This window comes from Acidovorax sp. GW458-11-26-14-TSB4, assembly GCF_059423865.1.
In genome coordinates this window covers 768,736-786,583 of sequence record NZ_JBWKYR010000001.1, presented here as the reverse complement: position 1 = coordinate 786,583, position 17,848 = coordinate 768,736, and the positions used below count along the sequence as shown (strand labels likewise).

The following is a 17,848-nucleotide window of genomic DNA, read 5'->3' as shown; positions in this document are numbered from 1 at the left end:
CCTCGTCCGGTTTAAGCGAACGACTTCTTGAACGCGCCGATGGCGGCGGTCAATTCGGCTTCTGCGTCCTTGTCCATGGCCTTGGCCTGTTCCAGCTTGGCCAGCAGTGCGGCGTGGCTGGTCTTCAGGAACTGGTGCAGGCCGTGTTCGAAGTCGAGAACCTTCTTGACGTCGATGTCGTCCATGAAGCCCTTGTTCACGGCGAACAGCGTCGAAGCCATCAGCGAGATGGACAGCGGGCTGTACTGTGCCTGCTTGAGCAGTTCGGTCACGCGGGCACCGCGGTCCAGCTGCTTGCGGGTGGCTTCGTCCAGGTCGGAAGCGAACTGCGCGAAGGCAGCCAGTTCACGGTACTGGGCCAGGTCGGTACGGATACCGCCGGACAGGTTCTTCACCAGCTTGGTCTGGGCTGCACCACCGACGCGCGACACCGAGATACCGGCGTTGATGGCGGGGCGGATACCGGCGTTGAACAGGCTGGTTTCCAGGAAGATCTGGCCGTCCGTGATCGAGATCACGTTGGTCGGAACGAAGGCGGACACGTCGCCGGCTTGCGTTTCGATGATGGGCAGCGCGGTCAGCGAACCGGTCTTGCCCTTGACTTCACCCTTGGTGAAGGCTTCGACGTAGTCGGCGTTCACGCGGGCTGCGCGCTCGAGCAGGCGGCTGTGGAGATAGAACACGTCGCCGGGGTAGGCTTCGCGGCCTGGTGGGCGGCGCAGCAGCAGCGAAACCTGGCGGTAGGCCACGGCCTGCTTGGACAGGTCGTCATAAACGATCAGGGCGTCCTGGCCGCGGTCGCGGAAATACTCGCCCATCGTGCAGCCCGAGTAGGCCGACACGTACTGCATGGCTGCCGATTCGGAGGCCGATGCGGCCACCACGATCGTGTATTCCATGGCACCGGCCTGTTCCAGCGCGCGCACCACGTTCTTGATCGACGAAGCCTTCTGGCCGATGGCGACGTAGATGCAGGTCACGCCCTGGCCCTTCTGGGCGATGATGGCGTCGATGGCCACGGCGGTCTTGCCGGTCTGGCGGTCACCGATGATCAGCTCGCGCTGGCCACGGCCCACGGGCACCATCGAGTCGATGGACTTCAGGCCGGTCTGCAGGGGTTGGTCCACCGATTTACGGGCGATCACGCCCGGAGCGACCTTTTCGATCACGTCGGTGAGCTTGGCGTTGATGGGGCCCTTGCCATCGATCGGCTGGCCCAGGGCATTCACCACGCGGCCGACCAGCTCGGGGCCGACCGGCACTTCCAGAATGCGGCCCGTGCACTTGACGGTGTCGCCTTCGGAGATGTGTTCGTACTCACCCAGAATCACGGCGCCGACGGAGTCGCGCTCGAGGTTCAGGGCCAGGCCGAAGGAGGGCTGGCCGTCCTTGGTGGCGGGGAACTCGAGCATTTCGCCGGCCATCACGTCCGACAGGCCGTGCACGCGCACGATACCGTCGGACACGGACACCACGGTACCCTGGTTGCGGATATCGCTGCTGGCGGCCAGACCTTCGATGCGGCTCTTGATGAGTTCAGAAATTTCTGCGGGATTGAGTTGCATGACTCTTTCCTTCTTTCTTTGGTTCGCTGTCCTCGCCGCGCTTACGCGGTGAGGGCCGCTTTCATTTGTTCAAGACGGGCCTTGACCGAAGTGTCCAGCACCTCGTCACCCACCACTACGCGAATGCCACCGATCAGGGACTCGTCCAGCTGAACGGTGAGGTTGAGCTTGCGTCCAAAGCGCTTTTCCAGCGCGGCGCTGACCTCAGCCAGTGCTGCGGCATCCATCGGGAAGGCGCTGTGCACCACGGCATCGGAAGAGCCGGCGCGGCGATTCACGAGGGCACGGAATTGCACGGCGACTTCCGGCAGCGCGTTGAGGCGCCCGTTGTCGATGACCGTGCGCAGGAAGTTCTTGGCCGTATCGGACAGCGCCGAACGCGCAACACCCGTGACGACGGCGAACACCTGGTCTGCAGTCACCTTGGGGTTGTCCGCCAGCTGGCGCAACTGGGGGTTGGCGGCAATGGCCGCCAGTTCATCGACCCAGTCAGCGGTGCTGGCCAGGTCCATGCCCGCACCCGCAGTAGCGGCCTTGAACAGGGCTTCGGCGTAAGGGCGGGCAATGGTGGCGAGTTCAGCCATGTGTGTCCCCTTACAGCTCGGTCTTCAGGCGGTTGAGCAGGTCGGCGTGAACGCCGGCATTGACTTCCTTGCGGAGAATCTGCTCTGCACCCTTGACGGCCAGCGCGGCGACCTGCTCACGCAGGGCTTCGCGGGCTTGCACCGTTTGCTGTTCGGCTTCGGCACGGGCGGAAGCAACGATCTTGTTGCCTTCTTCCGTGGCGCGTGCCTTGGCTTCTTCAATGATGGCCTGGGCACGGCGGTCGGCGTCCGCAAGACGCGAGGCCGTTTCGTTGCGCGCCTGTGACAATTCCTTCTCGACGCGCTGGTTGGCAGCGGTCAGTTCGGTCTTGGCACGGTCGGCAGCAGCGAGGCCTTCGGCGATTTTCTGGGCTCGTTCATCCAACGCCTTCGCGATCGGGGGCCACACGAATTTCATCGTGAACCACACCAGGATCAGGAAGACGATGGCCTGAATGAACAGGGTCGCGTTGATACTCACGGCAACACCTTTCTAGAGTGGCGTTGAGTGGGAATTACTTGGGCAGGTTGGCCAAGAACGTGGAAGCGAAGGGGTTGGCGAAAGCGAACAGCAGGGCGATGGCCACACCGATCAGGAAGGCGGCGTCGATCAGACCGGCCAAGATGAACATCTTGGTTTGCAGTTCGTTGATCAGCTCAGGCTGACGTGCCGACGATTCGAGGAACTTGCCACCCATCAGTGCGATACCGATGGAAGCGCCGATAGCGCCGAGGCCAACGATCAGACCACAAGCCAGAGCGACGAGACCGAGAATGTTTTCCATGATGACTCCTGAGTTAAAAAAAGGAAAGGTTGAAAAGGAAACGAAAGGGAACCGTTAGTGCGCGTTGTGCGCCTGACCGAGGTAGATCAGCGCAAGCATCATGAAGATGAAGGCTTGCAGCGAGATCACCAGAATGTGGAACAGCGTCCAGATGGTGCCAGCGATGACGTGGCCCACAGGCAGCAGCACACCCGACAGCGACAGTGCAGCTGCACCACCCATCAGGGCGATCAGCATGAACACCAGTTCGCCGGCGTACATGTTGCCGAACAACCGCATGCCATGCGACACGGTGTTGGCGACATATTCAATCACCTGCATGAGCAGGTTCACCACGCCCAGGATCAGGGCGAAGATGGGATTCTTGCTGGTGCCGAACGGGGCCGACACGAGTTCGTGGCCCCAGCCGCCGACGCCCTTGATCTTGACGCTGTACCAGAAGCGCAGGATCAGGATGGCGAATGCCAGGCCCAGGGTGGTGGACAGGTCGGCCGTGGGCACGACGCGCAGGTAGGCGTGGTGCGGATCGTGGCCGGCAGCGCCATAGATCTGCGCCCAGATGGCGGGGAGCAGGTCCACAGGCAGCATGTCCATGAAGTTCATCAGGAAGATCCAGACGAACACCGTCAGGCCCAGGGGAGCGATGAACTTGCGGCTCTCCGCGTTGTGGATGTTGGCCTTGGCCTGGTTGTCCACCATCTCGACCAGCATTTCCACCGCCGCCTGGAAGCGGCCGGGCACGCCGGAGGTTGCCTTGCGGGCAGCGGACCACAGGATCAAAAGGGTCAGCGCACCCAGAACCAAACCCACGATGATCGAGTCGTAGTTGACGACGGTGAAGTCGACAATCTTGGTCTGGTTGACGTTTTGAAGATGCTGCAGGTGGTGAACGATGTATTCACTTGCAGTCGGAGCGTGCGCTTCTGCGGCCATCGGACAACTCTCTCGTAACTATCAATCGGTTTTTCGGACACCGGGCCGCACCATGAGCGCGATCCAGTACGTTTTCATCGTGATCACCATGCCCGCCAACAAGGCAAGCCATACCAGCCCCGGCACAGCCCAGGGGGCCGCCGCCAGCAGCGCAACGGTGAACACGATCTTGGCAATCTCCCAACCAAAGAACCCCGCCATGGAGGCGCCCGCATTTCCGGACGCCATCTGGCGGGACATACCGCGTGCGAACAATGCGGCCGGAGCCACCACTGCAAGCGCGCCGTAGGCAGCCGACCAGCCCACCTCGGTCCTGCCTGTCAGCCACCAGGCCACCAGGGCCACGATCACACCGACAAGCGCCTGACCTGCCACCACCCGCCACATCGAGACGGGAGGGTTGCGGTTTCGCCACTGGTCCGCTTCCTGCGCGGTCAGGGGCTTGAAGCCAGGATCTTCAGCCTCAGCTTCAGTCTCAGGGGCGATTGTTTTCATTGTTGAGTAACGCCCGTGTTACAGACTGCAAATTTCACAAAGCCTCTAATTATAAGTAAAAACCCGTTGTGAACTACAAAGACCTGCAATCAAGGTCTGTTGGTGCGCGCACGCCGGCACTGTTGTGGTGACTCGCCAACGCCCATCCAGCACCCGCAACCTGTCTTTATGCACCGAAAACGCGCACGGGCATGTGACACACCCCCGCGTGCCCAAGGGGCTTGCCGCACAATGGCGGCGCCAGCACAGCGCTCGCAACCAAAGCCAATCATGACGTCCACTCCTTTGCCACCGAACCTCACCATCCTCGACTCCTCTGCCGCGGATGCCCGCAAGGACTCGCTGATCGAGTACCCCTCGCGCTTCCCCATCAAGGTGATGGGATCCAAGGTCGACGGCTTCGTGCATGCGGTCACCGAGCTGGCCCGCCAGTACGACCCCACCTTCGACCCTGCCACCATTGAACTGCGCGACAGCAGCAAGGGCAATTACCTCGGAGTTACTGTCACCATCACGGCCACCAGCCGCGAGCAGCTCGACGACCTCTACCGCGCGCTCTCCTCCCACCCGCTCGTCAAAGTGGTGCTGTAGCCCGTGGCCATAGACCTGCGCACGCTCGGCCGGGTGGATTACGCCGCCACCGTGCAGGCCATGCAGGATTACACGGCCACGCGCACGGCCGAGACGCCCGATACCCTGTGGCTGTGCGAGCACGACGCCGTCTTCACCCAGGGCCTGGCCGGCAAGAGCGACCACCTGCTGCACCCCGGCACCATTCCCGTGGTGCCCACCAACCGCGGCGGCCAGGTCACCTTCCACGGGCCCGGCCAGGTGGTGGCCTACCCCCTGATCAACCTGCAGCGCGCGGGCTACTTCGTCAAGGAGTACGTCTACCGGCTGGAAGAAGCCCTCATCCGCACGCTGGCGCACTTTGGCGTCACCGGACACCGCGTGGCCGGCGCGCCCGGCATCTATGTGCGCCTGGACGACCCGCACAGCCACGCCATGCTGCCCCAGCGGCCCCAGAAACGCGAAGGTGCAGGGCCCGTGGAACCCGATTTCCAAGGCCTGGGCAAGATCGCCGCGCTGGGCATCAAGGTCAGCCGCCACAGCACCTACCACGGCGCCGCACTCAACGTGGCGATGGACCTGGAACCCTTTGGCCGTATCAACCCTTGCGGCTACGCGGGACTGCAAACCGTGGACCTTTCTACAATCGGGGTCCAAACCACCTGGGACGATGCCGCCAAGGTGCTGGGCCAGCAGCTCGGCATACGCCTGTCTCCCTGAACCGCTACCAAGCCATGAGCACCACCGACGTCGTCCGCGAAGCGCAGTCCATTGAAGCCTACAACCCGCTGGCCAAGCAGAAGGCCGCGGCCAAGCTGTCGCGCATTCCGATCAAGGTCGAACAGGGCGAAGTGCTCAAGAAGCCCGAGTGGATCCGCGTAAAGGCCGGCTCGCCCACCACGCGCTTCTACGAGATCAAGGACATCCTGCGCCAGAACAACCTGCACACGGTGTGCGAGGAAGCCTCCTGCCCGAACATCGGCGAGTGCTTCGGCAAGGGCACGGCCACCTTCATGATCATGGGCGACAAGTGCACGCGCCGCTGCCCCTTCTGCGACGTGGGCCATGGCCGTCCCGACCCGCTAGACAAGGACGAGCCGCTGAACCTGGCGCGCACCATCGCCCAGTTGCGCCTCAAGTACGTGGTGATCACCAGCGTCGACCGCGACGACCTGCGCGACGGCGGCAGCGGCCATTTCGTCGAGTGCATCCAGAACATCCGCGAGCTCTCGCCGCTCACGCAGATCGAGATCCTGGTGCCCGATTTCCGCGGCCGCGATGACCGCGCGCTCGAAATCCTCAAGGCCGCGCCGCCCGACGTGATGAACCACAACCTCGAAACCGCGCCGCGCCTGTACAAGGAAGCGCGCCCCGGTTCCGACTACCAGTTCAGCCTGAACCTGCTCAAGAAGTTCAAGGCACTGCACCCCAAGGTGCCGACCAAGAGCGGCATCATGGTCGGCCTGGGCGAGACGGACGAAGAGATCCTGCAGGTGATGCGCGACATGCGCGCGCACGACATCGACATGCTGACCATCGGCCAGTACCTGTCGCCCAGCAACAGCCACCTGCCCGTGCGCCGCTACGTGCACCCCGACACCTTCAAGATGTTCGAAGAAGAAGCCTACAAGATGGGCTTCAGCCACGCCGCCGTGGGCGCCATGGTGCGCTCCAGCTACCACGCCGACCAGCAGGCGCACGCCGCCGGCGTATAAGCGCCCCGTCCCATGAACAGCCCCGGCTCGCTCTCGCTGCGCCGGTATGGCCCGTCCCCGGGCAGCCACAGCCACGGCCATTTCCAGGTGCTGCTGGGTCTGGCCGGCCAGCTGGAGTTGGAGATCGACGGGCGCGGCCTGCGCGTGCCCACCGGCGGCGGCTGTGTGATCGCCCCCGGCGCACACCACGATTTCGAGGCCCGCGGCGGTAGCCTGTGCCTGGTGCTGGACAGCAGTGACCTGGGCTGGACACAGTGCACCGCCCCCTGGCTGCAGGCGGCCCCACCGCCCCCGGCCATGACCCTGGCGCGCTACCTCGCCAGCGCCCTGCAGCAGGGCCGCCCCCTGGCCCAGACCCATGGGCCTGCCCTGCTGCTGGAGGCTTGGCTGCCCTCCGCCCCCCTCTCCCGCACGCCATCCCTGGCAGACCCCGACGCACGCCGCCGCGCCATCGACTGGCCGGCGCTGCGCGCCTGGGCGGCCCTGCAATGGCACCGGCCGCTGTCGGTGGCAGACATCGCGCAGCAGGTGCACCTGAGCCCGAGCCAGTTCGCTGCGCGCTGCCGCGAAGAGCAGGGCCAGGGTGCGATGGCTTGGCTGCGCAGCCAGCGGCTGGAGCACGCGCGCTTGCTGCGCTCCGGCGGGATGCCGGTGGCCGAGGTGGCGCGGCGCACCGGCTACCGCTCGCCTTCGGCGCTCACCGCCGCACTGCGACGGGATTGAACGGCGCTCACCGTCGGATCGCGACGATGCGCCGTCGGCACGCGATGGTGCGGCCGCCTACATTGGCGGCATGCAAGCCAATCTCTATGCCCTGGGGGCCATCGCGCTGTGGGCTTCCCTCGCCTCGCTGGGCGTTTCCCTCACCCACATCCCGCCGTTCCTGCTGACGGGCGTGGCGCTCATCATCGGCAGCGTGCCGGCCTGGCCCTTCGTGCTGCGCGACCCCTCGCAATGGCGCATTCCGCTGCGCACGCTGGCCCTGGGGGTGTACGGCCTGTTCGCCTACCACTTCCTCTTGTTCATCGCGCTGCGCCACGCGCCACCGGTGGAGGCCAACCTGGTCAACTACCTGTGGCCGCTGTTCATCGTGGTGCTCGCACCCGTGCTGCTGCCCGGCGTGTCACTGCGCTGGCCGCATGTGCTGGCGGCGCTGCTGGGCTTTGGCGGCGCAGCCATCGCCATCGTGGGCGGGCGCGAACTCAGCGGCACCCTGGCCTGGGGCTATGTGCCGGCCTTCGCGGCCGCGCTGATCTGGGCCACCTATTCGCTCATGACCAAGCGTGTCGCAGCCTTTCCGACCACCGCCATCGGCCTGTTCGGGTTGGTCTCGGGCGTGCTGTCGCTGCTGTGCCATGTGGCGCTGGAGCCTGCGGCCACGCTCGCGGCGCGTGACTGGCTGCTGCTGGCCGTGCTCGGCCTGGGCCCGCTGGGCGCCTCGTTCTTCCTGTGGGACAAGGCGCTCAAGCTCGGCGACGCGCGGCACATCGGCATCCTGAGCTACGTCACGCCGCTGGCCTCCACCGCCCTGCTGATCGTGGTGAGCGGCCGCACGTTCAGCGCCAGCATCGCGCTGGCCACGGCCATGATCATCGGTGCGGCCATTCTCGGTATACGGGCCAGGTAGGCGGGCTCAGGCCGCCCCCGTCGACACCCCGGCTTGCAGGCGTTCCCTGCGCAGCCGCAGGAACAGCCAACCGGTGATGGACAGGTTCAGCAGGTTCCAGCCGATGCCGTTGAGGAAGGCGGCGTGGTAGCTGCCGGTGATATCGAAGATGAAGCCCGACAGCCAGCCGCCCAGCGCCATGCCGATGAGCGTGGCCATGATGACGGCGCCCACCAGCACGCTCGCCCGCGCGGGCGCGAAGTACTCGCGCACGATGATGGCGTAGGTCGGCACGATGCCGCCCTGGAACAGACCGAACAGCGCCGAGATCACATACAGCGGCACCAGCCCGTCGTAGGGCAGGAACAGCAGCAGCGCGATGCCCTGCAGCGCGGAGCCCAGCAGCAGCGTGCGGATGCCGCCGATGCGGTCGCAGATCAGCCCGAAGACCAGCCGGCTCACGACACCGCAGGCCAGCATGAGGGACAGCATCTGCGCGCCACGCGCCGCGCCGAAACCCAGGTCGGCGCAGTACGCCACGATGTGCACCTGGGGCATGGCCATGGCCACGCAGCAGGCCACCCCGGCCACGCACAACAGCCCCAGCGCGGCGCCCGTAGCGAGGCCAAAGGGGCGTGTGCGATCGACCGCAGCCGCCTGGGTGCCAGCCGCCGCGGCCTGGATGGCCGGCGGGCGCTGGCGCATGCGCAGCGACAGCGCGAGCATGCCGACGCCACAGACGATGCCCAGTGCCATGTAGGTCGGCCGCCAGCCGACGGTGTCGACACCGTACTGCACGATGGGCGGCCATACCGCCCCCGCCACATAGTTGCCGCTGGCGCACACCGCCACCGCAATGCCGCGCCGGCGGTTCCACCACAACGCCGTGTCGGCCAGCAGCGGAGCGAAGGTGGCTGAACTTCCGATGAAGCCCATCACCGCATGCGCCAAGCCGAACGCCCAGATATTCCCGGAAAAGGCCGCCCCGACAAAGCCGCCCAGCACCGCCAGCGCGCCCAGCCACAGCACGGGCGTGAGGCCGTGGCGGTCGGCCAGCCGGCCCGTGAGCAGGCCGCCCAGGCCCAGGCAGACCATCATCAGGGTGTAGGGCAGCGATGCGCTGGCCCGGCCGATGCCGAACTCGCTTTGCACCGCCGGCAACACGACCGACACCACATACATGCTGCTGTTGCCCAGCACCACCAGGCCCAGGGTGGCCAGCAGACGGTGGAAGGCCTGGCGCGAGTCGATGCGCGACGCGTCTGCGGGGACTACCGGGACAGGGGTCAAACCAACCTCCAGCGCTTGTCCAGCAAGCGCTGGCAGCTATTGATTGCAACTACGACGCCAGCAACGCAGCGGGTTCTTCACCGTCGAGCACCTGCTGTGCCCAGGGCACGAGCTTGCGCGTGTCGGCGCGCAGGATCTCCTGCTTGACGGCCAGGATCTGCGCTGGATGCATGGAGAAGCTGCGCAGGCCCAGGCCCAGCAGCAGGCGCGTCATGGTCACGTCGCCCGCGGTCTCGCCGCAGACGCAGACGCTCTTGCCCTGGCGCTCGCCCTCGGCGATCACGTCGGCCACCAGGCGCAGCACGGCCGGGTGCACCGGGTCGTACAGGTGGGCCACGGCCTCGTCGGCCCGGTCGATGGCCAGGGTGTACTGGATCAGGTCGTTGGTGCCGATGGACAGGAAGTCGAAATAGCGCAGGAAGGTGCGCACCATCAGCGCCGCGGCCGGCACCTCGATCATGGCGCCCAGCTGGATGGGCCCGTAGGGCTCGCCCCGGGCATCGAGTTCCGCGCGCGCCAGGTCCACCTGCGCCAGGGTCTGGTGGATCTCGTTGGTATGGGCCAGCATGGGGAACAGCAGGTTCACCTTGCCGTGTGCCGCGGCGCGCAGCACGGCACGCAGCTGGGTGCGGAACATGGCCGGGTCGGCCAGGCTCCAGCGGATGGCGCGCAGGCCCAGCGCAGGGTTCAGGTGCGTGTCCTTGTGGGCCTTGCTGTCCAGCGGCTTGTCGGCGCCCACGTCGATGGTGCGGATGGTGACCGGCAGGCCCTGCATGCCATCGAGCGCCTCGCGGTAGGCACGGTACTGCTCGTCCTCGCCCGGCAGGTTGCCGGTGCGGCCCATGAACAGGAATTCGCTGCGGAACAGCCCCACGCCCACGGCGCCCGCACGCACCGCACCCACGGCATCGCCGGGCTGTTCGATGTTGGCCAGCAGTTCGATGCGGTGGCCGTCGATGGTGACCGCCGGCGTGTGCCGCAGGCGCGACAGGCGCTCGCGCTCCAGCTCCGTCTGGCGCTGGCGAAAGCCGTACTCGGCCAGGATGATGGGCGAGGGGTCGACGATGATCACCCCGGCATCGCCGTCGATGATGACCCAGTCGTCCTGGCGCACCAGCTGGCTGGCCGCGCGCGCGCCGACCACGGCCGGAATGTCCATGCTGCGCGCCACAATGGCGGTGTGCGAGGTCTTGCCGCCCACGTCGGTGACGAAGCCGGCGAACACGCTCTCCTTGAACTGCAGCATGTCGGCCGGCGACAGGTCGTGCGCCACCAGCACCAGGGGCACGTCCACGGTGTCGTCGAGCAGCAGGTCCTGCTGGGTCTTGCGGCGCGGGCTGCTGGCGGGCGGCGCCACCGGGCTGGCCACGCCCTTCATGTAGCGCAGGATGCGCTCGACCACCTGCTCCAGGTCGGCCTTTCGCTCGCGCAGGTATTCGTCCTCCATCTCGTCGAACTGCCGCGCGATCACCTCGAATTGGGTGGTGAGCGCCCACTCTGCGTTGTACAGCCGCTCGGTGATCCAGTGCTTGACGCCGCCCGTCAGGGCCTCGTCCTGCAGCAGCATGAGGTGCACGTCGAGCAATGCCGTGAGCTCGTGCGGCGCATCGGCGGGCATGTCGGTCTGCAGGCGCTGCAGTTCCTCAACCACCGCATTGCGGCCCTGGCGCACGCGCTCGATCTCGGCCGGTACCTGCTCGGGCTGGATGAAGTAGTGGGCCACGTCCACGCGGCTCGACGCCACGAGCACGGCGCGGCCGATGGCAATGCCGCGCGCCACCGCCAGACCGTGGACGGCAAAGGTCATGGAAAGCCCCTTTCTTCCAGCATGGCGGCTTACTCGCCTTCGCCGAACTTGTCCGCGATCAGCGCCAGCAGTCCATCCATGGCTTCCTGCTCGCGATCGCCGTTGGTTTCGATCTCGACCTCGGTGCCCATGCCGGCGGCCAGCATCATCACGCCCATGATGCTCTTGGCATTGATGCGGCGGTCGCCGCGGCTCATGAAGACGTCGCAGGGAAAGCTGCCGGCCAGCTTGGTGAGCTTGGCCGAAGCGCGGGCATGCAGGCCCAGTTTATTGCTGATGGTCGTACGAGTCTTGATCATGTCGGTTGCGTCGGGACTGGTTCTGCGGCGCGGCAATGGCCACCTGCATCACCCCTTGCGTGCCGCCCACCACCGCGCGGGTGACGACCGAATCCAGGGGTTCTGCACGGTAACTCACGGCACGCAGCAGCATCGGAAGGTTGACCCCTGTCACCAGGCGCGAGCGCACGCCATCGACCAGGCGCTGCGCCACGTTGCAGGGGGTGGCGCCGAACACGTCGGTCAGCACCAGGGTGGTGTCGGTGCCCAGTTGGTCCAGCAGGATCTGCGCCTGGGCCAGGGTTTCTTCGGGCCGCTCGTTGGGCTGCACGTCGAGGGCAGCAACGCTGTCGCCGCAGTCGGCAAACACATGCAATGCGCATTCGCGCAGGGCATGGGCCAGAGGGGCGTGGGCGATGAGGAGGATGCTGGTGCTCATGGGACAGAGGTTTGGAGCACATTATGGCGCTGGGCCCGCGCAAACCACAGGTAGGCCCCTGTGTTGCAGGCCAGGAAAACCCCCATGGCCGCCTGGAACGATTCGGTCGTCGACAGGCCCGCGTCGGCAAACGCATCCACCGCCAGGCCGATGCCCCACTGCACCACGAACACACCGGCAAAGATCACGAGGTTGAAGGCCGACAGCGCACGCCCTGCCAATGCCTGAGGGAAGGCCATGCCCACCGCCGGCTGCGACAGCGAGACGAAAGTGCAGGAGACACAGAACAGCGCCCAGGCGGCGCCCCCCGCGGCCGGCCCGGCGACGATGATGGCCAGCAGGATGCACAGCGACAGCGGCAGGCCCATGAGGATCAGCCGGTCGGCCCCCAGGCCGCGGCGCAGCAGCCAGGGGTTGACCATGCCCCAGGTCCAGAAGGTGCACAGCATCGCGACATTGATCCAGAACAGGCCCACGGCCGATTCGAGGGCGCTGTAGCCGGCCACCCGCTGCATCCAGGGCCCCGCCCACAGGGTCTGCACGGCCACCATGCCGCCATAGACGAAGAATCCCAGCGGAGCCATGCGCTGGAAGTAGGGATGGCGCCAGACCACGCCATAGCCGCCGGGGGCGCTGGGCGGTGCAGTTGCCCCAGCCGCGGGTACGGCCGCATGCCAGCGCGGCACCCAGAGCGCGATGCCCACCATGGCCACGCCGATCAGCACGGCCAGCCCCCAGAACAGCGGGCGCCAGCCCACCAGCGGCAGGGCCCACTGCACCGGCAGGGTGGAGGCCACCATGCCCAGCGAGCCGGTCATCAGCATCCAGGAGTTGGCGCGCATCTGCGCCGTGGAATCAAACCAGCGGCGGTAACCGGTGAGCGGCGCCATCAGGCAGGCACTGACCCCGGCACCGCACAGCACACGCCCAGCGAGCAGGCCCGAAAAGCCCGTGGCCATCGAGAACACCAGGCAACCGGCAACGGCCACGCCCAGAAAGCCGAGCAGCACCTTTTGCGGGCCATGCCGGTCCAGCCAGGCGCCGAGCGGCAGCTGCGTGGCCGAAAAGCCCAGGAAGTAGCCGCCCGCGAGCAGGCCCAGGTCGCTGGCGTGCAAGGTGAATTCCTGCGACAGGGTGGGCGCCAGCGTGGCCGTGACGGCGCGCAGCAGGGCCGACAGGAAGTAAGCGAACGCAAACGCGAGAAAGACGATGACGGCCGCGCGCCGTGGCAGCACACCGGCGCTCATGGCAGCACCAGCCCGGCGAAGAAGGTGTCGGCCACCTCGGGGCGCGGCTTGGGTGCGTAGACCACGGCGTGGTACAGCCGCATCTGCGGCCCCACAGGGCGGGCGAACCAGACCGCCTGGGCGGTGACAGCCTGCCCGTCGGGCCCCCGCCCCTGGGCCACGGTGCGCACCGACTGCGGTAGCGCAAGGGCATTGCGGGGCGCAAACGGCACCTCGCTGGCCGGCAGTTGCGCACCACCCAGCCGCGCCAGCACGGCCGCGCGCCAGTGGGCGAGCGCCGCACCGGTCTGCGCCGCATCGGCCAGCGTGGCGTGGGACACGGCGAAGGTGGCGCCATCGGCTTCGCAGCCGACCATGGACAGGTCGACCGGCGTGCCCGCCAGCTCCACCTTGCGCGTGGCATGGTCGGGCTTGCAGGGCAGCGTGATGGTGAGGGCGGCCTCGGGCACGGCCACGGTGCGCCAGTTGAGTGCCGGGCTGCATGCGGCCAGTCCCAGGAGGGCGCTGGCGGCGCCGGTCAGTGTCCAGTTCATGGGCCCATTATCGGCAGTGGTCGCCTTTTCGGTGCACGGCGCCCGGGAACGAGAACTTTTTGTGCGGCCCCCACTCCATCCGGGTGGGAGGCAGGCCGCCAGCAGGCAGCGGTCATGTCCGGCACAATACCGTGCGGGCTGGGGCCCGCACTTTCGGGATGGAATGACGCCATGGGTATCAAGCAGTGGGCAGCAGGGGCGGCGGTGGTGGCTTTTGCCGCCGTGGGCGCCTACGTGTACCTGGACACGGGCCGCTCCGCGGCGCCCGAATCCACCTTCGTGCTGCTCGATGGCTCGCGCCAGTCCACAGCCGACCTGCGCGGCAAGGTGACGCTGGTGAACTTCTGGGCCACGAGCTGCACCACCTGCGTGGCCGAGATGCCCGAGATCATCGCCACCTACCGCAAGTACCAGCCCAAGGGCTTCGATACCCTGGCCGTGGCCATGAGCTACGACCCACCGAGCTACGTGGTGAACTTCGCCGAGACGCGCAAGCTGCCCTTCAAGGTGGCCATCGACAACACCGGCGCCGTGGCCCAGGCCTGGGGCGACGTGAAGCTCACGCCCTCGACCTTCATCGTCAACAAGCGCGGCGAGATCGTCAAGACCTATGTCGGCGCCCCGAACTTCCCCGAGCTGCACCATCTGATCGAGAAGCTGCTGGCCGAGACCTGAGCCGGCCTTCCCTGGGCGACGAACCGTCCAGGGCCCTGCCCGCCCCGGCGGCGCCTCGCGGACAGGCCCTGGCCGAGCCGCTACACTGCGGATTCCTGCACTCCCTGAATCCGCGCCTTGGACAAGCCCGCCGTCACCTTGCTGAACCCGTCTTCCGCCGCCGAGATGGATGCGGTGCGGGAAATCTTCCGGGAATACGCCGGCACCCTGGATGTGGACCTCGCGTTCCAGGACTTCGAGGCCGAGCTGGCCCAGTTGCCCGGCGACTACGCCGCACCGCGCGGCCACCTGCTGCTGGCCATGGTGGAAGGCGCCATTGCGGGCTGCTGCGCCCTGCGCCCGCTGGATGCCGCCGATTACCCCAATGCCAGCGAGATGAAGCGCCTGTATGTGCGCAAGGCCTTCCGCGGCTTCGGCCTGGGCCGCGAACTGGCCGAGGCCATGCTGGACCAGGCGCGCCGGGCCGGCTACGCCTGCGTGCTGCTCGACACGCTCGATGGCATGGAGTCGGCCCGCGCCCTGTATACCGACCTGGGGTTCGAGGAGATCCCGCCCTACTACCACAACCCCATTGCGGGCTCGCACTACCTCAAGGTGGATATCTCCTAGTGTCCCGCAAGCAGGTGGCCCGAGCAAAACCGTTGGATTTCGCGCCAGGGCAAGGCGCAAACCGCAGTGATAGCAGCAGCTATCGCGAGGATTTGCAACGCAGCCCTGGCGTGAAAGACGCGGTTGTATGGCCACTTACTTGCGGGACAGCACACCAGCCCTGGCGTGGTGAGCGACCCCATGAAAAACGGCCCGCTGCGCCGAGCGCAGGGGCCGTTTTCCAGGAAGGCTGGCAGCCGCAAGCCGGCGCCGCCAGCCAGATGGCGATCAGGCGGCCTTGGCCTGGGCCAGCAGTGTTGCTGCGTCGCTGACTTCGAACTTGCCCGGGGCTTCGATGTTGAGCGTGACGACCTTGCCGTCGCGCACCAGCATCGAGTAGCGGTTGCTGCGCAGGCCCAGGCCCTTGCCGTTCAGGTCGAGCGTGAGGCCCGTGGCCTTGGCGAAGGTGGCGTCGCCGTCGCCCAGCATGCGCACCTTGCCGGCGGTCTTCTGGTCACGCGCCCAGGCGCCCATCACGAAGGCGTCGTTCACGCTCACGCACCAGATTTCGTCCACGCCGGCGGCCTTGAACTCTTCGGCCTTTTCCAGGTAACCAGGCACGTGCTTGGCCGAGCAGGTGGGCGTAAACGCACCGGGCAGCGCGAACAGGGCAATGGTCTTGCCCGCCGTGGCCTTGTCCACCGGCACGGGGTTCGGGCCAATGGAGCAGCCCTCGCCTTCGACTTCCGAGTATTCCATCAGGGTGCTGGCAGGCAGGGTGTCACCGACTTGGATCATTGATCTCTCCTAGGGTTGTTGGTTGGTCTCCGCATGCCCTCAGGGCGCCGCACACAAAACGCAGGCCCCAAAAGCAAAACGACCCACATTGTGGGTCGTTTTGGAGGGCAGTGCTGCCAGTCAGCCGGGAGGGCTTAGAGCAGGCCGGCCTTTTGCACCAAGCGGGTGGCAACCCAGTTCTTGGTCTTGGAGAGCGGACGGCTCTCGGTGATTTCGATCACGTCGCCCAGCTTGTACTCGCCCTTTTCGTCATGGGCGTGGTACTTGCTCGACTTGCCCACGATCTTGCCGTAGAGCTCGTGCTTCACACGGCGCTCGATCAGCACGGTCACGGTCTTCTGGCGCTTGTCGCTGACCACCTTGCCGATCAAGGTGCGCTTGAGGGATTTTTTAGCTTCCGTCATGTCGGCTCCTTACTTGGCGGCTTGCTTTTCAGCAAGGATGGTTTTTGCACGGGCGATGTCGCGGCGGGTGGTACGCAGCGTGTTGGTGTTGGCCAACTGCTGGGTAGCCTTCTGCATGCGCAGGCCGAAGTGGGCCTTCTGCAGAGCCTTGATTTCGCTCTCGATGCCGGCAGCGTCTTTTTGGCGGAGTTCAGAGGTCTTCATTGCTTGTTCTCCTGAATCACGAGCCAATGTGGCGGCTGACGAACGTGGTGCGCAGCGGCAGCTTGGCGGCAGCCAGGCGGAACGCTTCACGGGCCAGTTCTTCGGGCACGCCGACGATTTCGAACACGATCTTGCCGGGCTGGATTTCGGCCACGTAGTACTCGGGGTTGCCCTTACCGTTACCCATACGCACTTCTGCGGGCTTGGTAGAGATCGGCTTGTCCGGGAACACGCGGATCCAGATGCGGCCGCCACGCTTCACGTGACGGGAGATTGCACGGCGTGCAGCCTCGATCTGGCGGGCCGTCAGACGGCCACGGTCGGTGCACTTCAGACCGAAATCACCGAAGGCAACGGAGGCACCCCGCGTTGCGACACCGGTATTACGGCCCTTTTGCTCCTTGCGGTACTTGCGGCGAGCAGGTTGCAGCATACTTATTCTCCTTTTCCGTCCGCTGCTGTAGCGGGCGCGGCGACTTTGCGTACGCGCTTAACGGCGGTGTTATCAGCGCCACCAGCTTCCGCTGGCTTGTCGCTGCCGTCGGCCGGGCCGGTGTTCACACCGGCTGGACGACGTGGGCCTCCACGGCCAGCGCCTGGACGGTCGCCACCTGGGCGGCCATCACGGCGTGGACCGCGTGGGCGGCGTTCTTCGTCTGGACGTGGGGTTTCCACGGCAGGCAGGTCGTTACGACCCAGCGTATCGCCCTTGTAGACCCAGACCTTGACGCCGATCACACCGTAGGTGGTCTTGGCTTCGGAGGTGCCGTAGTCGATGTCGGCGCGCAGCGTGTGAAGTGGCACGCGGCCTTCACGGTACCACTCGCAGCGGGCGATTTCGATACCGTTCAGACGGCCGGACGACATGATCTTGATGCCCTGGGCACCCAGACGCATGGCGTTCTGCATGGCACGCTTCATGGCGCGGCGGAACATGATCCGCTTTTCGAGCTGTTGCGTGATGCTGTCGGCGATCAGCTTGGCATCGATTTCGGGCTTGCGCACTTCTTCGATGTTCACTGCAACGGGCACGCCCAGGCGCGACGCGAGTTCCTTCTTCAGGTTCTCGATGTCTTCACCCTTCTTGCCGATCACCACACCAGGACGGGCCGAGTAAATCGTGATGCGGGCGTTCTTGGCAGGACGCTCGATCAGGATACGCGACACGGCGGCGTTCTTCAGCTTGGCCTTCAGGTACTCGCGCACCTTGATGTCTTCGGCCAGCATGCCCGCGAAGTCGCGGTTGCTGGCGTACCAACGGCTGGACCAGTTGCGGCTGACCGCAAGGCGGAAGCCGGTAGGATGGATTTTTTGTCCCATAGTCTTCCGAGC

Annotated in this window: 24 protein-coding genes; 7 read left to right on the top strand and 17 right to left on the bottom strand. The window is 66.1% G+C overall.

Going from position 1 to position 17,848, the window contains the following annotated elements; genetic code table 11:
* Positions 1–11: 11 nt before the first annotated feature.
* Genes atpA through AC07X5_RS03730 form a run of 6 tightly spaced genes read right to left on the bottom strand, consistent with a single transcriptional unit; the run spans position 12 to position 4,362 of the window.
* Positions 12–1,565: a F0F1 ATP synthase subunit alpha gene (atpA, locus tag AC07X5_RS03755; protein ID WP_494769097.1), complete on the bottom strand. Its 1,554-nt coding sequence runs from the start codon at positions 1,563–1,565 to the stop codon at positions 12–14.
* A 41-nt stretch (positions 1,566–1,606) separates the two neighbouring features.
* Positions 1,607–2,149: a F0F1 ATP synthase subunit delta gene (locus tag AC07X5_RS03750; RefSeq protein WP_409960907.1), complete on the bottom strand. Its 543-nt coding sequence runs from the start codon at positions 2,147–2,149 to the stop codon at positions 1,607–1,609.
* 10 nt (positions 2,150–2,159) lie between these two features.
* On the bottom strand, positions 2,160–2,630 hold the full coding sequence (locus AC07X5_RS03745) for a F0F1 ATP synthase subunit B (protein ID WP_409960906.1): 471 nt from the start codon (positions 2,628–2,630) through the stop codon (positions 2,160–2,162).
* 34 nt (positions 2,631–2,664) lie between these two features.
* Positions 2,665–2,934 (bottom strand): F0F1 ATP synthase subunit C, encoded by a 270-nt coding sequence (gene atpE / locus AC07X5_RS03740; RefSeq protein ID WP_007847749.1) that lies wholly within the window; start codon positions 2,932–2,934, stop codon positions 2,665–2,667.
* Positions 2,935–2,988: 54 nt separating this feature from the next.
* On the bottom strand, positions 2,989–3,867 hold the full coding sequence (gene atpB, locus AC07X5_RS03735) for a F0F1 ATP synthase subunit A (protein ID WP_494769096.1): 879 nt from the start codon (positions 3,865–3,867) through the stop codon (positions 2,989–2,991).
* Between the two features lie 21 nt (positions 3,868–3,888).
* Positions 3,889–4,362, bottom strand: a complete 474-nt coding sequence (locus AC07X5_RS03730; protein WP_494769095.1) for an ATP synthase subunit I — start codon at positions 4,360–4,362, stop codon at positions 3,889–3,891.
* A 270-nt stretch (positions 4,363–4,632) separates the two neighbouring features.
* On the opposite strand from AC07X5_RS03730, the gene AC07X5_RS03725 reads away from it, so the two are divergent.
* The 5 genes from AC07X5_RS03725 to AC07X5_RS03705 all read left to right on the top strand — a co-directional run bounded on the left by AC07X5_RS03725 (position 4,633) and on the right by AC07X5_RS03705 (position 8,274).
* Positions 4,633–4,953 carry a YbeD family protein gene (locus AC07X5_RS03725; RefSeq protein WP_409960903.1) on the top strand — a complete coding sequence of 107 codons (321 nt, stop codon included), beginning with the start codon at positions 4,633–4,635 and terminating at the stop codon, positions 4,951–4,953.
* A gap of 60 nt (positions 4,954–5,013) precedes the next feature.
* On the top strand, positions 5,014–5,652 hold the full coding sequence (gene lipB / locus AC07X5_RS03720) for a lipoyl(octanoyl) transferase LipB (RefSeq protein WP_494769454.1): 639 nt from the start codon (positions 5,014–5,016) through the stop codon (positions 5,650–5,652).
* A gap of 14 nt (positions 5,653–5,666) precedes the next feature.
* Positions 5,667–6,647, top strand: a complete 981-nt coding sequence (gene lipA, locus AC07X5_RS03715) for a lipoyl synthase (RefSeq protein ID WP_007847763.1) — start codon at positions 5,667–5,669, stop codon at positions 6,645–6,647.
* A 12-nt stretch (positions 6,648–6,659) separates the two neighbouring features.
* A complete protein-coding gene (locus AC07X5_RS03710) occupies positions 6,660–7,370 on the top strand; it encodes an AraC family transcriptional regulator (RefSeq protein ID WP_494769094.1) in 711 nt (236 codons plus the stop codon).
* A 70-nt stretch (positions 7,371–7,440) separates the two neighbouring features.
* Positions 7,441–8,274 carry a DMT family transporter gene (locus tag AC07X5_RS03705; protein ID WP_494769093.1) on the top strand — a complete coding sequence of 278 codons (834 nt, stop codon included), beginning with the start codon at positions 7,441–7,443 and terminating at the stop codon, positions 8,272–8,274.
* A 6-nt stretch (positions 8,275–8,280) separates the two neighbouring features.
* Here the strand turns inward: AC07X5_RS03705 and AC07X5_RS03700 are convergent, their stop codons facing one another.
* Genes AC07X5_RS03700 through AC07X5_RS03675 form a run of 6 tightly spaced genes read right to left on the bottom strand, consistent with a single transcriptional unit; the run spans position 8,281 to position 13,847 of the window.
* A complete protein-coding gene (locus AC07X5_RS03700) occupies positions 8,281–9,543 on the bottom strand; it encodes an MFS transporter (RefSeq protein WP_494769092.1) in 1,263 nt (420 codons plus the stop codon).
* A gap of 49 nt (positions 9,544–9,592) precedes the next feature.
* Positions 9,593–11,350: a phosphoenolpyruvate--protein phosphotransferase gene (gene ptsP, locus AC07X5_RS03695; protein WP_494769091.1), complete on the bottom strand. Its 1,758-nt coding sequence runs from the start codon at positions 11,348–11,350 to the stop codon at positions 9,593–9,595.
* 29 nt (positions 11,351–11,379) lie between these two features.
* The gene (locus AC07X5_RS03690) at positions 11,380–11,649 is read right to left on the bottom strand and encodes an HPr family phosphocarrier protein (RefSeq protein ID WP_010467204.1); all 270 of its coding nucleotides are present in this window, start codon (positions 11,647–11,649) and stop codon (positions 11,380–11,382) included.
* Positions 11,618–12,067: a PTS sugar transporter subunit IIA gene (locus tag AC07X5_RS03685; RefSeq protein ID WP_409960897.1), complete on the bottom strand. Its 450-nt coding sequence runs from the start codon at positions 12,065–12,067 to the stop codon at positions 11,618–11,620. The genes AC07X5_RS03690 and AC07X5_RS03685 overlap by 32 nt, the downstream gene beginning before the upstream one ends.
* Positions 12,064–13,314 carry an MFS transporter gene (locus AC07X5_RS03680; RefSeq protein WP_494769090.1) on the bottom strand — a complete coding sequence of 417 codons (1,251 nt, stop codon included), beginning with the start codon at positions 13,312–13,314 and terminating at the stop codon, positions 12,064–12,066. Before AC07X5_RS03680 ends, AC07X5_RS03685 begins: the two co-directional genes overlap by 4 nt.
* Positions 13,311–13,847, bottom strand: a complete 537-nt coding sequence (locus tag AC07X5_RS03675) for a hypothetical protein (protein ID WP_409960895.1) — start codon at positions 13,845–13,847, stop codon at positions 13,311–13,313. The genes AC07X5_RS03680 and AC07X5_RS03675 overlap by 4 nt, the downstream gene beginning before the upstream one ends.
* Positions 13,848–14,018: 171 nt before the next feature.
* Between AC07X5_RS03675 and AC07X5_RS03670 the strand changes: the two genes are divergently transcribed.
* Positions 14,019–14,522: a TlpA disulfide reductase family protein gene (locus AC07X5_RS03670; RefSeq protein ID WP_494769089.1), complete on the top strand. Its 504-nt coding sequence runs from the start codon at positions 14,019–14,021 to the stop codon at positions 14,520–14,522.
* A gap of 117 nt (positions 14,523–14,639) precedes the next feature.
* Positions 14,640–15,131, top strand: a complete 492-nt coding sequence (locus AC07X5_RS03665; RefSeq protein ID WP_494769088.1) for a GNAT family N-acetyltransferase — start codon at positions 14,640–14,642, stop codon at positions 15,129–15,131.
* 267 nt (positions 15,132–15,398) lie between these two features.
* Here AC07X5_RS03665 and AC07X5_RS03660 read toward each other — a convergent pair whose 3' ends face one another.
* From AC07X5_RS03660 to rpsC, 5 genes are all read right to left on the bottom strand, one after another.
* Positions 15,399–15,908: a peroxiredoxin gene (locus AC07X5_RS03660; RefSeq protein WP_184864769.1), complete on the bottom strand. Its 510-nt coding sequence runs from the start codon at positions 15,906–15,908 to the stop codon at positions 15,399–15,401.
* A 134-nt stretch (positions 15,909–16,042) separates the two neighbouring features.
* Positions 16,043–16,312, bottom strand: coding sequence for a 30S ribosomal protein S17 (rpsQ, locus tag AC07X5_RS03655; protein WP_110539576.1), 270 nt, complete (start codon positions 16,310–16,312; stop codon positions 16,043–16,045).
* Between the two features lie 9 nt (positions 16,313–16,321).
* Positions 16,322–16,516 (bottom strand): 50S ribosomal protein L29, encoded by a 195-nt coding sequence (gene rpmC, locus AC07X5_RS03650; protein WP_409960892.1) that lies wholly within the window; start codon positions 16,514–16,516, stop codon positions 16,322–16,324.
* Positions 16,517–16,532: 16 nt separating this feature from the next.
* Positions 16,533–16,949, bottom strand: a complete 417-nt coding sequence (gene rplP / locus AC07X5_RS03645; protein WP_007847799.1) for a 50S ribosomal protein L16 — start codon at positions 16,947–16,949, stop codon at positions 16,533–16,535.
* A 2-nt stretch (positions 16,950–16,951) separates the two neighbouring features.
* Complete coding sequence (gene rpsC, locus AC07X5_RS03640; RefSeq protein ID WP_409960891.1) at positions 16,952–17,836, bottom strand: 30S ribosomal protein S3; 885 nt, start codon at positions 17,834–17,836, stop codon at positions 16,952–16,954.
* Between the last annotated feature and the right edge of the window lie 12 nt (positions 17,837–17,848).

Bases quoted from the DNA above. Each gene is read 5' to 3' on its own strand.
- atpA (WP_494769097.1), bottom strand. From the start codon at position 1,565: ATGCAACTCAATCCCGCAGAAATTTCTGAACTCATCAAGAGCCGCATC.
- AC07X5_RS03750 (WP_409960907.1), bottom strand. From the start codon at position 2,149: ATGGCTGAACTCGCCACCATTGCCCGCCCTTACGCCGAAGCCCTGTTC.
- atpE (WP_007847749.1), bottom strand. From the start codon at position 2,934: ATGGAAAACATTCTCGGTCTCGTCGCTCTGGCTTGTGGTCTGATCGTT.
- atpB (WP_494769096.1), bottom strand. From the start codon at position 3,867: ATGGCCGCAGAAGCGCACGCTCCGACTGCAAGTGAATACATCGTTCAC.
- AC07X5_RS03730 (WP_494769095.1), bottom strand. From the start codon at position 4,362: ATGAAAACAATCGCCCCTGAGACTGAAGCTGAGGCTGAAGATCCTGGC.
- AC07X5_RS03725 (WP_409960903.1), top strand. From the start codon at position 4,633: ATGACGTCCACTCCTTTGCCACCGAACCTCACCATCCTCGACTCCTCT.
- lipB (WP_494769454.1), top strand. From the start codon at position 5,014: ATGCAGGATTACACGGCCACGCGCACGGCCGAGACGCCCGATACCCTG.
- lipA (WP_007847763.1), top strand. From the start codon at position 5,667: ATGAGCACCACCGACGTCGTCCGCGAAGCGCAGTCCATTGAAGCCTAC.
- AC07X5_RS03710 (WP_494769094.1), top strand. From the start codon at position 6,660: ATGAACAGCCCCGGCTCGCTCTCGCTGCGCCGGTATGGCCCGTCCCCG.
- AC07X5_RS03705 (WP_494769093.1), top strand. From the start codon at position 7,441: ATGCAAGCCAATCTCTATGCCCTGGGGGCCATCGCGCTGTGGGCTTCC.
- ptsP (WP_494769091.1), bottom strand. From the start codon at position 11,350: ATGACCTTTGCCGTCCACGGTCTGGCGGTGGCGCGCGGCATTGCCATC.
- AC07X5_RS03690 (WP_010467204.1), bottom strand. From the start codon at position 11,649: ATGATCAAGACTCGTACGACCATCAGCAATAAACTGGGCCTGCATGCC.
- AC07X5_RS03685 (WP_409960897.1), bottom strand. From the start codon at position 12,067: ATGAGCACCAGCATCCTCCTCATCGCCCACGCCCCTCTGGCCCATGCC.
- AC07X5_RS03680 (WP_494769090.1), bottom strand. From the start codon at position 13,314: ATGAGCGCCGGTGTGCTGCCACGGCGCGCGGCCGTCATCGTCTTTCTC.
- AC07X5_RS03675 (WP_409960895.1), bottom strand. From the start codon at position 13,847: ATGAACTGGACACTGACCGGCGCCGCCAGCGCCCTCCTGGGACTGGCC.
- AC07X5_RS03670 (WP_494769089.1), top strand. From the start codon at position 14,019: ATGGGTATCAAGCAGTGGGCAGCAGGGGCGGCGGTGGTGGCTTTTGCC.
- AC07X5_RS03660 (WP_184864769.1), bottom strand. From the start codon at position 15,908: ATGATCCAAGTCGGTGACACCCTGCCTGCCAGCACCCTGATGGAATAC.
- rpsQ (WP_110539576.1), bottom strand. From the start codon at position 16,312: ATGACGGAAGCTAAAAAATCCCTCAAGCGCACCTTGATCGGCAAGGTG.
- rpmC (WP_409960892.1), bottom strand. From the start codon at position 16,516: ATGAAGACCTCTGAACTCCGCCAAAAAGACGCTGCCGGCATCGAGAGC.
- rplP (WP_007847799.1), bottom strand. From the start codon at position 16,949: ATGCTGCAACCTGCTCGCCGCAAGTACCGCAAGGAGCAAAAGGGCCGT.
- rpsC (WP_409960891.1), bottom strand. From the start codon at position 17,836: ATGGGACAAAAAATCCATCCTACCGGCTTCCGCCTTGCGGTCAGCCGC.